The organism is Methylococcus sp. ANG (assembly GCF_040730495.1).
Classification (GTDB): Bacteria; Pseudomonadota; Gammaproteobacteria; order Methylococcales; family Methylococcaceae; genus Methylococcus.
Window position 1 is genome coordinate 197,214 of sequence record NZ_CP160399.1, and the last position, 12,405, is coordinate 209,618.

Annotated in this window: 6 protein-coding genes and 1 pseudogene; all 7 read left to right on the forward strand. The window is 58.9% G+C overall.

What is annotated here, in order from left to right; all coding sequences use genetic code 11:
- Window positions 1-140: 140 nt before the first annotated feature.
- Window positions 141-8,862 (forward strand): annotated as a pseudogene (locus tag ABZN20_RS20060) (GH36-type glycosyl hydrolase domain-containing protein).
- A gap of 139 nt (window positions 8,863-9,001) precedes the next feature.
- Complete coding sequence (locus tag ABZN20_RS00930; protein WP_255556350.1) at window positions 9,002-9,367, forward strand: Thivi_2564 family membrane protein; 366 nt, start codon at window positions 9,002-9,004, stop codon at window positions 9,365-9,367.
- A gap of 107 nt (window positions 9,368-9,474) precedes the next feature.
- Window positions 9,475-9,624, forward strand: a complete 150-nt coding sequence (locus tag ABZN20_RS00935; protein WP_218806269.1) for a lmo0937 family membrane protein — start codon at window positions 9,475-9,477, stop codon at window positions 9,622-9,624.
- 149 nt (window positions 9,625-9,773) lie between these two features.
- Window positions 9,774-9,923, forward strand: a complete 150-nt coding sequence (locus tag ABZN20_RS00940) for a hypothetical protein (protein WP_218806270.1) — start codon at window positions 9,774-9,776, stop codon at window positions 9,921-9,923.
- Between the two features lie 150 nt (window positions 9,924-10,073).
- Window positions 10,074-10,295 carry a hypothetical protein gene (locus ABZN20_RS00945; protein WP_218806271.1) on the forward strand — a complete coding sequence of 74 codons (222 nt, stop codon included), beginning with the start codon at window positions 10,074-10,076 and terminating at the stop codon, window positions 10,293-10,295.
- Between the two features lie 175 nt (window positions 10,296-10,470).
- Entirely contained in the window at window positions 10,471-11,349 is an 879-nt protein-coding gene (galU, locus tag ABZN20_RS00950; RefSeq protein WP_218809093.1) for a UTP--glucose-1-phosphate uridylyltransferase GalU, read from the forward strand.
- 135 nt (window positions 11,350-11,484) lie between these two features.
- A complete protein-coding gene (trhA, locus tag ABZN20_RS00955; RefSeq protein WP_367026491.1) occupies window positions 11,485-12,165 on the forward strand; it encodes a PAQR family membrane homeostasis protein TrhA in 681 nt (226 codons plus the stop codon).
- The last annotated feature ends 240 nt before the right edge of the window (window positions 12,166-12,405 follow it).

Below are 12,405 nucleotides of genomic sequence, written 5' to 3' on the forward strand. Positions count from 1 at the left end.
TGTCTCAGTAGGCTGCTCGCCCTGAGATATAGAAGGGTTTCTTCAGCCTACTGGAGAGTCGCCTAAGCCGGTCGCTTAGGCTCTCTGCTCAATCGAATGCAGCCGACTGACAGCTTTTTTGTTTGGGCTCGGAGCAAACCATGTTGAAAAGGCCAGAACGAAGGCGGCACGATAGAGTGGAGCATCCGGGGGGAGATGAGACACCCATCCGGTTCGAGCTGTTCAGCGCCGAACGGCTCGAACAACATGCAGTGAGTTTGGCGCAAGCGCAAAAAATCAGTAGCCGCAAGGAAGGACGGAAACTGATCCCGAGGGTGCGCGAGAATTCCCGGGTGTTGCTTGCGGCCTATAAAGCCGTCGCCAAGGCGGTGCGCGAGCAACACGCCATCACGCCGGCCGAGGAGTGGCTCCTCGATAATTTTCATGTGGTCGAAGAGCAGGTCATCGACAACCATGTCGACTTGCCCGAAAGCTATTACCGGGAACTGCCCAAGTTGGCCGAGGGCGTACTCGCCGGCTATCCCCGCGTCTACGGCATCGCCTGGGCCTTGATGGCCCATACGGACAGCCGCTTCGCCCCGGAGTTGCTAACGCTGTTCGTGCGGGCGTACCAAACCGTCGAGCCCCTCACGCTCGGTGAACTCTGGGCGATACCGAGTACTCTACGGGTCCTGCTGGTCGAAAATCTTCGCCGTCTGGCGGTTCGCATCATGCGTTCCCAAACCGCCCGTCGAGCGGCGGATGAATTCGTTGATCAGGTCGAACGAATCGCCGCTCAAACCGATAAGCCAGACCAGCCGCTTCCCGCGGCGGTATTACCCGCCCCCCCGCTGCGTCAGGCGTACGCCGTCCAGATCCTGCAGCGTTTGCACGACCCGCATCCGGGCGCCGCGCTCTCCCTCGATTTTCTGAATGACTGGCTCAACGAGCAAGGCGTCAGTCTCGATGAGATCGTGCATCGGGAACACGCCGATCAAGTCGCCGATAACCTGACGGTCCGTAACATCATCACCAGCATGCGCGCCATCTCTGCGTTCGAGTGGCCCCAATTCGTCGAGGACGTCAGCCTGGTGGATAAGTGCCTGCGCGCTCACGACGGCTACGGTGCGATGGACTTCCTGACCCGTGATCGCTACCGCCACGCGATCGAGGATCTCACCAGACGCTCGCCGCATTCGGAGGTGGAGATCGCTCGCAGGGTGATCGACAAGGTCCAGCGCTTCAGCGAGCACGTTACGACCGACGGACGACAGCAGGAACCGGGCTACTATTTGATCAGTGCCGGCCGGTACGCGTTCGAACGGGAAGTGGATTATCGGCCGTCGTTGAAACAACGGCTGTTGCGCGCCTATATGGCCCACGCGGGGCTCGCTTATGTGGGGAGTCTCGGAGTGTTGACGCTGTTGTTGCTCTCACTTCCTTTGCGCGCGAGCTTCACGGCGGGGCTTAGCGAATTTGAACTGTTCTTGCTCGCGCTGTTCGGCGCATTTCCCGCCTCGGATATCGCCGTGGGCCTGGTGAACCGGCTCATCATTGCGAGCCTTCCGCCGCGTCACCTGCCTCGGCTCGAACTGAAGGACGGCGTGCCCGAGAGGCTGAGCACGTTCGTCGTCGTACCGACGATGTTCGTCAATGAGGCCGGAATTAAGGCGCAGGTCGAGCAGATGGAAATCCGCTATCTGTCCAATCCGGACGGCCAGGTGCGCTTTGCCCTGTTGTCCGATTGGGCAGACGCGGAGGAGGAAACGCTGCCGAACGATGACCGGCTGCTAAGTGTAGCCGCGGCCTCGGTGGCCGCGCTCAACGCCAAGTACGGCGAACGACGATTCTTTGTATTCCACCGTAAACGGTTGTGGAATCCATGCGAAGGCAAGTGGATGGGGTGGGAGCGCAAACGCGGCAAGCTGCACGAGTTCAACCGTCTGTTGCGTGGCGCCGCCGATACGTCTTTTCTCCCGATCGACGGTAAGCCGGCCGCCGCACCGCCCGGTGTCTGTTATGTCATTACCCTCGATGCCGACACGAAGTTGCCTATGGGCGTCGTGCCGCAATTGGTGGGCGTGGCCGCCCATCCGCTGAACCGGCCGGTGTTCGATCCGGCTACCCAACGTGTTGTCGAAGGCTACGGCATCCTCCAGCCGCGCGTGACACCGACCCTGCCGCAGCGGCTGGAGCGCTCGATGTTTCACCAGATCTTTGCCGGCGCCTCCGGTACGGACGCCTACGCCAGCGAAGTATCCGAACTTTATCAGGACCTGTTCGCACTCGGTACTTACAGCGGTAAGGGCTTGTATCACGTAGACACTTTCGAAGCCGCGCTGGCCCTGCGGGTACCGGACAACACCCAGCTTAGTCATGACTTGTTCGAGAGCGTATTCGCGCGTTGCGCGCTGGTGAGCGATATCGAGTTTTTCGAGGAATTTCCTTCCCATACCGAGGTCGCAGCATCGCGCGAGCACCGTTGGGCACGCGGCGATTGGCAGTTGTTACCGTGGATCTTTGGCGCTCGCGGCAAGGGTATGCCCATGATCGGACGCTGGAAGATGCTCGACAATTTGCGGCGATCTCTCTCGGCCCCGGGGACCTTGTGTGCATTGGTCACAATCTGGGCCATCCCGAATGCACCGCAGTCGATCCTAATCGGGTTCGTGCTAACGGCGCTGGCCTTTCCCGCGATTCTGGCGACCGCGAGTGGGTTCAGGTCGGCCCCGTCGCGGTATCTCGCTGGGCACCCATCTGCGTGCGGCGGGAGAGGATGTGCTATGGGCAATTGGCAACAGCCTGGTGGCGCTGACCTTGCTCGCGCAACACGCTTGGCTGATGGTGGACGCCATCGTCAGTACCCTGGTGCGGCTATTCATTACCCGGCGCCAATTGCTGAAGTGGGTCACCGCCCTGCAGGCAAAGACAGCGGCAGGTCACGCGCTCACAAACCTCATCCGGCCCCTGCGCAACTCGTCTACGATCGTCATGGGTGCCGGCGCCGTGGTGCTGTTTTTCAATCCGGCCGGCATCGAGGACGCTGCGCCGTTCCTGCTGTTATGGTGGCTGGCACCGGTCGCCGCCCGCGCGTTGAGCCTCCCGCCCAGACTGGATCGGGCAGAATGCCTGGAGCCTCGGGATAGCGTGCAATTGCGTTTGATCGGAAGGCGGATCTGGCGCTTTTTCACTACCTTCGTGACGGCGGAAGAGAACCATTTGCCGCCGGATAATTTTCAGGAGGACCCGCTACCCGTTATCGCCCATCGCAGTTCGCCCACCAATTTCGGCCTCTATCTATTGTCCGTCGTGGCCGCCCGTGATTTCGGCTGGCTCGGGCTGATAGACACCGTCGACCGGATCGAAGCCACGCTGACGACACTCGCCGCGCTGCCGCGTCTGCACGGCCACTACTACAACTGGTACGACACCCGCGATCTGCACATGCTGGAACCCCGCTATGTGTCGACCGTGGACAGCGGCAACCTGGCGGGGCATCTGCTCGCGCTGGCCGAGGCGTGCCGGGAAACACTGACGCGACCGCTCGCGTTCTCCACCGCGTTGACCGGCCTTTTGGATACCCATCAACTGCTCACGGCCGCGCTCGCAAAAATCAGCGACGACAGGCGTACGCTCACCGTGACGCTGAAAGAGTTGCGACAAAAAGTAGGCGTCCTCGGGGACCTTTTGGGAAGCCAGCCTGCTGACCCGGCCGGATGGAGTCTGTTGTGGCGGCAGTCGACACTCTGCGCCGACACGCTGCTGGACCTGGCACGTGCCTATGCCGCCGAACGCGGCGACGCGGGCGACAGCGAAGTGTTGGCGTGGGCTACGTTGCTGTGCGACGACATCCGCTCTCACGCGCGCGATGTGGATAGCCTGGTTCCCTGGATCCATTTCGCGGACCGCCTCGAAGCCGGGGCGGAATCGGAATCGCAGTGCCCTCATCCTGCGGCGTTCCGGCAACAGCTGACCCTGGAGACTCACCTGAGTGACCTCGCCGGCTGCTATGCCCTGGGCTTGGCCTACCTTGAGGCATCGCCTGACGGACCCTTGGAACCAAGTGATCTGGACGCACTGGCGATGGTGCTGCGGAGCGCCGGAGAACGGGCCGAAGCGCTCACGGACCGCCTGGAGAAGATGGCCGCACAGCTGGACACCTTGTTCCACGAAATGGATTTCCGCTTTCTTTATGAAGCCGGATGCCACATGTTCGCACTCGGGTATCGTGTGGCGGAAGGTACCCTCGATCCCAGCTATTACGATCTGCTTGCCTCCGAGGCTCGCCTCTCCAGTTTCGTCGCGATCGCCAAGCGCGATGTGCCGAGCACGCACTGGTTCCACCTCGGCCGCCGGGTGACACGCGCTGCGCATGGCACCGTGCTGCTGTCGTGGTCGGGGTCGATGTTCGAATACCTGATGCCTTCCCTGGTGACCTTTACCCCACGTTACAGCCTGCTCGATCAGACCTGCCGCCTGGTGGTCAAACGACAGATCGAATATGGCAAAGAACGGGGCGTGCCGTGGGGCGTGTCGGAGTCGGCTTTCAACGGCCGCGACCTCTCCTTCATCTATCAGTACGCCGCATTTGGCGTACCCGGCCTGGGGATGAAGCGAGGCCTCGGCGAAGAACTGGTGATTGCTCCCTACGCCACCGCCTTGGCCGCGATGTACCTCCCGCATGCCGCCGTGGAAAACTTCGAGCGATTGGAAAAGGAGGGCGCATTGGGCCGCTTCGGCTTCTATGAAGCGCTCGATTTCACCCCGATCCGGCTTGCGGAGGGCCAGCGCTTCGCGATGGTGCGTTGCTACATGGCCCACCACCAGGGCATGTCCCTGGTGGCCTTCTCCAATGTGGTGCATGACGGGGCAATGCGCCATCGCTTCCACCGCGCGCCACTGATCCAGGCGGCCGACTTGTTGCTGCAGGAGCGCATTCCGCGGGGCGCGGATACCCGCAGTATGCCGTTTCTCCAGGTTCTTTCCGAAGTCAAGGAATCCGTGCAACCCCCGGTCCGGCGCGTGCCTTCCCCCACGTCTTCCGTCCCTTCGGCGCATCTGCTGTCCAACGGCCGTTACGCGGTGATGATCACCGCCTCCGGATCGGGCTACAGCCTATGGCGAAACTTGGCGGTGACGCGCTGGCGCGAAGACGTGACGCGGGATGCCTGGGGCAGTTATATCTATTTGCGCGATGTAGCGAGCGGCCAGGTGTGGTCAGCCGGGTACCAGCCGACGGCGGCAGCTCCCGACCATTATGAGGTGGTCTTTCTCGAAGACCGTGTCCGTATCACCCGCATGGACGGCAGCATGGTCAGTACCCTGGAGATCGTCGTGTCGCCCGAGGACGATGCGGAAATCCGTCGCTTGAGTTTGACCAATAATGGGGCACTCGCTCGGGAAATCGAAATCACCTCCTATGCGGAAGTCGTACTCGCACCCTTTCCTGCGGACATCGCGCATCCGGCTTTTTCCAATCTGTTCGTCCAGACCGAGTATCTGCCCCAGGCGCATGGGTTGATCGCGCAGCGGCGCCAGCGTGCGGCCGGCGACCCGAAAATCTGGGCAGCCCACCTGCTGGCCGACGGCCGAACCGGTGACGGGCTCCAATACGAAACTGACCGAGCCCGCTTTGTCGGACGTGGACAAACGTTGCGGGAACCGATTGCGGTGATGGACGGGCGTCCCCTGACCAACACCGTTGGCGCCGTCCTCGATCCGATATTCAGTCTGCGCACACGGGTTCGGATTGCCGCAGGTGCAACCGAACACGTGACGTTCACGACCCTGGTCGCTGCCTCACGCCAGGCAGTGGAGGATGCCGCCGACAAATACCACAACGTGGCTGCGTGGGACCGGGTGTCCGCTCAGGCGTGGACGCACGCCCATGTGCAGCTGCATCATCTGCGGACCAAGCCGGACGAGGCCCAGCTGTTTCAAAATCTGGCCAACCGCCTGCTCTACGCCGATCCCTCGCTGCGTCCGGCCGGCAAGTTGATGCAGATGAATACCTTGGACCGCTCCGGGCTGTGGCGGCACGGTATCTCGGGAGATCGGCCGATCGCGTTGCTGAGCGTCACGCAGCCTGAAGACCGGACCATCGTCGAGCAATTGCTGCGCGCCCACGAGTACTGGCGCATGAAAGGCCTTGCCGTCGACCTGGTGATCTTGAACGCAAAGGAGTTGTCGTACGTCGAGGATCTGCAGACTCTGTTGGAGGGCATGGTGCGGGAGAACCAGGCGCTTTCGGCCCATCACGAGCATGGGGACCACGGTGCGATTTTTGTCATGCGGGGCGATCAGCTCTCGGCGGAAGAGCGGCTTCTGCTCCAAACGGTTGCACGTGCGGTGCTCGTCAGCCATCGGGGCACGCTGGCAGAGCAACTGTTGAGGCACCCCCGACCGGCGGCTGCTTTCGTTGCTCCAAAAGCCTTGCCCGTTCCCGGAGCCCATTCGCCACGGTGGGCGTTGCCCACGCTCGAATTCTTCAACGGTCTCGGTGGGTTTAGCGACGACGGACGCGAATACGTGATCGTGCTCGACAGCGGCCAATGGACACCGGCCCCCTGGATCAATGTGATAGCCAATGCTGATTTCGGCTTTATGGTCTCGGAGTTGGGCAGCGGCTGCACCTGGTGTGGCAACAGCCGCGAAAATCAGTTGACACCCTGGTCGAACGATCCGGTCTGTGATCCCCCCGGGGAAGTCTTGTATTTGCGTGACGATGAGACGAACGAGTTGTGGAGTCCGACCGCCTTGCCGATCAGGGTCGATAATGCGAGCTATGTGATTCGCCATGGGCAGGGATACAGCCGTTTCGAGCACGCCTCCCATGGGATTCATAGCGAGCTTCTGCAATTCGTCAGCCCGGACGATCCGGTGAAGATCTCGTCTTTAACGCTGAAGAATATTTCCGGGCGAACCCGCCGGCTGACGGTCGCGGCCTACGTGGAATGGGTGCTCGGTGCCTCGCGTACCGTGACGGCAGCTCACATCATCACCGAGCTTGATCCGGAAACGGGCGCCCTGTTCGCTTACAACCCCTGGGACGTGGAATTCGGCCATCGCATCGCATTCGCCGATCTCGCCGGTCGGCAGACCGGGTGGACCGGGAATCGGGCTGAATTCATCGGCCGTAACGGGAGCCTGGATGCACCGGCGGGCTTGCTGCGTCCCAAGGCGCTGAGAAACCGCGTCGGCGCCGGGCTGGATCCTTGCGCAGCACTGGAGACGGTGATCGAACTCGAGCCCAACGGTCGAGCCGAGATCGTATTCCTGCTGGGACAAGGCAATGATCGTGCCCATGCCGGCGAGTTGGTTCGGCGTTATCGAGCAACCGAGGTCGCCGCGACGTTTAGCCGGGTGACGCAGTCGTGGGAGCAAATGCTCGGCAAGATTCAAGTGAAAACACCGGACCGGGAGCTCGATCTCCTGTTGAACCGCTGGCTGCTGTACCAATCCCTGAGCTGCCGCATGTGGGCTCGGGCCGGGTTCTATCAGGTGGGCGGGGCATTCGGCTTTCGCGATCAACTGCAGGACAGCATGGCGCTGGTGGTTACTCGGCCCGATCTGACCCGCGCCCATCTCCTGCGCGCTGCGGCGCGCCAGTTCGTCGAGGGCGATGTGCAACATTGGTGGCATCCACCCACCGGCCGCGGCGTACGTACCCATTTTTCCGACGACCGGGTCTGGCTGCCCTACGCCGTGGCCCACTACATCAAAGTGACCGGCGATGCCGGCGTGCTTGAGGAGGAACTACCCTTTCTGGAGGGCCCCACGCTGGCGCCGGAGCAGGATGACGCCTATTACGAGCCGACCCCGTCGGCCCAGCAAGCGAGTCTTTTCGAGCACTGCGCACGTGCGCTCGACCTGAGCCTGGAAACGGGCTCGCACGGGCTGCCCCTGATGGGGAGTGGTGACTGGAATGACGGTATGAACCGGGTCGGCCACCAAGGCAAGGGGGAGAGCGTATGGCTGGCCTGGTTCCTGACCGCCACGCTCTCCGAATTCGCAACTGTGGCGGAGGCGCGGGGAGATAACGAGCGCGCCATGCGCTGGCGTGAACACGCCGGCCAACTCAAGGCCGCTGTGGAAACGGAAGGATGGGACGGGGCATGGTACCGGCGCGCCTATTTCGATGATGGCACACCCTTAGGTTCCGCCGCCAATGCCGAGTGCCGCATCGATTCGATTGCTCAGAGCTGGGGTGTTATTTCCGGTGCCGCGGAAGCCGAACGAGCGCAGCGGGCGATGTTGTCGGTACGGGAATACCTCATTCGCTACGGCGACGACCTGGTGTTGCTATTCACCCCTCCCTTCGACAAAACCGAGCGAGATCCGGGTTATATCAAGAGTTATCCCCCAGGAGTTCGGGAGAACGGTGGTCAGTATACCCACGCGGCGATTTGGTCCGTCATCGCCTATGCCATGCTCGGTGATGGCGACCAGGCGGCGGAACTGATGCGTATGCTAAATCCAATCAACCGAACGGCCACCCGCACCGGCGTTTACGCCTATAAGGTCGAGCCGTATGTGCTGCCGGCGGATATCTATGCCGAGCCTCCCCACGTGCGGCGTGGCGGATGGACCTGGTACACCGGAGCGGCAGGCTGGTTTTACCGTGCCGGATTGGAGTGGATCTTAGGTCTGCAGGTCCGCGCCAACAGATTGGTGTTTGACCCATGCATTCCCAGAGCCTGGCACAATTACAGCATTGTTTATCAGCACGGAAATGCCTCTTATGAAGTCACGATTGAAAACCCGAATGGCGTGGCACGTGGTGTCGCCGCGATAGAGCTGGATGGCGTACGCCAGTTAGACGGTAATAGCATTGCGTTACAGGATGATAGACAACAGCATCGGGTGCGGGTACTACTGGGTTAATAACTTGTTCGAATGGTTTGCTGCTCTGTACGCCGGCTCAGTCTCGAGCATGGCATAAAATGCCGAAGAGGAGAAAGTAAAATAATGTGTGCCAAGGTTTTATACGTCAACCCGATTTTTTATTTCTAGGAGAAGGGCGATGGACTTAATTTCACTTGTTGTAGCTCTTATCGTCGTCGGTGTGGTGCTGTGGTTGGTCAACAGTTACATACCGATGGAAGCACGGATTAAACAGATCCTGAACATCGTCGTGATCATTGCGGTGGTGCTATGGCTGTTGAACGTATTTGGTGTCTTGGGCGCCGTTCCGAGAGAGTTGCTTTCGGTAGTGGTGGCGCTGATTGTCGTCGGCATTTTACTGTGGCTGGTTAACAGCTATATACCGATGGAGACTCGGATCAAGCAGATCCTGAATATCGTGGTGATCATCGCGGTGGTTCTGTGGCTGCTGAGCGCATTCGGTGTTTTGAGTGGACTCCCGCGGATCCACGTCGGAAGCCCTTAATTTCAGTTCCGGTCGAGGACTTTCCATGATGTGTCATTTCCGACAACCCCTTGACCGTGTTAGGCGGTAGTATCGGCTACGGATGGCCTTTTTTTTGAGAAGCAACAATGTTAGAAACTATAGCGATTATCTTGATTATTGGCTGGGTGCTGGGTTTGGTCTCTTCGTACACACTGGGCGGATTCATTCACATTCTATTGGTTATCGCGATCATCGTGATCGTCCTTCGTGTCATTCAAGGTCGAAGGCCACTGTAGCGCCCCTGGAATGTGGTTTTGCGACGAAGTGCCGTCGGGCAGATCCGGAAACGTCAGGTCACCCGGGAGCTTACATCCAAAATTCGCACAGGCTGCTTACAGTTGTACCAATAATTCTTATTTTAATATTGAAATCAGGAGATGCGGTCATGAGCCTAATCGATGATATTGGCAGTGCCATCGGCAGCGTGGTAGGTGCCATTGGCAATGCACTGACGACCACAGTTAACGCGGTCGCCGACACAATGAAAAGCGCCGTTAATACTGTGGTGGGTCTATTCCATCGGCTTTTCCGGTGACCCCCGGCAAAACGACTCGCGCCTGAATGGATCTATGCGCCAGGAGTGCGAGAACCGGTTCGGCGCGCTTAGGGTTCCGGCCTAGGTCGGTACTTCTGGGCGCGCAGTCCGAGGCCGGGATCCAGGGCCTTCAATCATGGGAGTGAGAAAATGAACGCTGTCAAGGTCGTGGCCGCCGTGCTGATCCTAGCTGGCATCTTTGGGTTGGTATATGGCCGTTTCAGCTATACCCGGGAAACCCAGGAAGCCAAGTTGGGCCCATTCGAACTGTCGGTTAAAGACACCCAAACGGTCAATGTCCCGGTCTGGGCTGGTGTGGGAGCCATAGTGGCTGGCGGCGTGCTCCTGCTTTTTGCAAGCAGGAAGAGCTAGCGGCTACGTCGATGAGTAGACCAAGGACAATTTCATGAATGCCGCAGAATTCCAGCGCTTGATCGCGCAGATCGAGCATTTGACGCCACATCAGAGGGGACGATTGGGCGATCGGCTTCGCACCCTGGAACAGCCAACGCCGGTTCATGGAGCTATGTCAGGGCGACGGGCGGGAATGAAAAAAGTCGTCAGGAAGGCCGTGTTTCCCGTCGCCGGCCTGGGCACCCGCTTTTTGCCAGCGACCAAGGTCAGTCCCAAGGAAATGCTGCCGGTAGTGGATAAACCGTTGATTCAATATGCCCTCGAGGAAGCCGTGGCGGCGGGTATCGAAGTAATGATCTTCATCGTCGGACGGAGTAAAGGAGCCATACTGGATCATTTCGATAAGGCTTATGAATTGGAGGCCGAGTTGGCAAATCGCGGCCAGGCGGAAACCCTGACGATCGTTCAGAACATCGTGCCGCCTCATGTGACTTGCGTTTACATTCGACAAGCCGAAGCATTGGGCCTGGGTCATGCTGTGGCCTGCGCAAAAGCCGTGATCGGCGACGAGCCTTTCGCCGTTGTTCTGGCCGACGACATGATAGACGACGAGCAATCGGGTTGTCTGGCTCAAATGATGAGAGTATTCGAAGATCAGCAGTGTTCCGTGCTTTGCGTTCAAACAGTGCAGCCCTCGGAAACCGGAAATTACGGCATTGTCGCCGTTTCTACCGTCAGCGATCGTCTGAGCAAGCTCGATGCGATTGTTGAGAAACCCAAGCCCGACCAAGCGCCTTCGAATTTGGCGGTAATAGGGCGTTACATCTTGACGCCTGCCATTTTCGATAAACTGAAAGTCGTGCCGCGGGGCGCAGGTGGAGAAATTCAGTTGACCGATGCGATCGCCATGCTACTGGCGGATGAGACGGTGCTCGCGTACGAATTCGAAGGTCAGCGCTACGACTGCGGTTCGAAGCTTGGCTATCTGGCCGCTACGGTGAAACAAAGCCTGAAGCATGCCGAACTCAAAGAACCGTTCAAGAAGTTCCTTCAAGCACTCGATCTAGATTAAGCGTCGTCCCCTGACAGTCGTTCGCAGGCACCGGCGACTCTTGGGACCATTGGTTTTACTCTCTTTCCATCTCGCTACCTAATACCGAAATCAACGAGTCGCTGAGCCCATTGTAAATATTTAAAGAGGTTCACTATGGAGTCCAGTTCGTTTTCGTCGCATCCGAAACGCAGAAATAGCTGGCTTGGTTTCGTGGTCGAGAATAAAGCCGAGCGATTCAATACCCTCAGTGCCTTCTCGGGTGCGATGGCCGCAATTTTTGGGGTTGTTTGGTTGGTGGCGTTTGCTGTCCGTCAGGGCGATCTCTGGAAGATAGCAAGCTTCAGCATTTATGGGTTTACGCTCATCTCGGTCTACGTTTTTGCAACGCTCTATCACGGCTCAGAGGGCCGCGCCAAGGCCGTCTTTTCAAAACTCGACCACCTGTCCATTTATCTTTTGATTGCCGGCACCTACACACCTTTCACCCTGGTTACTCTCCGCGAAAGCGTAGGTTGGCAAGTATTTGTCGCCATCTGGGGAATGGCGTGCTTTGGGATTATTCTTGATTTGACACCGAAGAACCAGAATCGAGTGCTTCGCATAATTATTTGTCTCGCGATGGGCTGGCTGATTATCGTCGCGCTCGACCCCTTGTTGCGAGCCATGCCCATTGAGGGCTTTTATTGCCTTCTATTGGGTGGTTTGTTCTATACCATTGGCGTGTTGTTTTATGCGCTCGATGAAAAACTCAGCTATTTTCACGGAATATGGCATCTTTTCGTAATGGCAGGCAGCTTCAATCATTATGTTGCGGTTCTCTACTATGTAGCGTGACGAATCGCGATCCTTTCGTCAGAGTCGGCAGCGACACCAAGGACGAGGTCCAGGCCAGAACCTTATGTCTAGAGCACGGCTTTCATGGAGAGACAAAACCCATCTTCTCGGCGTAAACGGGATGGGCTGAAACCCTGACAGTCATTTCAGTTGAGCAATTTTGCAGTCGGTACGGTAGCGTACAGACATAGACGGCAGCGTCTGTATGCTGTGTTCAATGTCGTTATTCTATACGGTCAA

Excerpts from the sequence above, each read along its gene's own strand:
- trhA (WP_367026491.1), top strand. The coding sequence starts at position 11,485 with ATGGAGTCCAGTTCGTTTTCGTCGCATCCGAAACGCAGAAATAGCTGG.
- ABZN20_RS00945 (WP_218806271.1), top strand. The coding sequence starts at position 10,074 with ATGAACGCTGTCAAGGTCGTGGCCGCCGTGCTGATCCTAGCTGGCATC.
- ABZN20_RS00935 (WP_218806269.1), top strand. The coding sequence starts at position 9,475 with ATGTTAGAAACTATAGCGATTATCTTGATTATTGGCTGGGTGCTGGGT.
- ABZN20_RS00940 (WP_218806270.1), top strand. The coding sequence starts at position 9,774 with ATGAGCCTAATCGATGATATTGGCAGTGCCATCGGCAGCGTGGTAGGT.
- galU (WP_218809093.1), top strand. The coding sequence starts at position 10,471 with ATGAAAAAAGTCGTCAGGAAGGCCGTGTTTCCCGTCGCCGGCCTGGGC.
- ABZN20_RS00930 (WP_255556350.1), top strand. The coding sequence starts at position 9,002 with ATGGACTTAATTTCACTTGTTGTAGCTCTTATCGTCGTCGGTGTGGTG.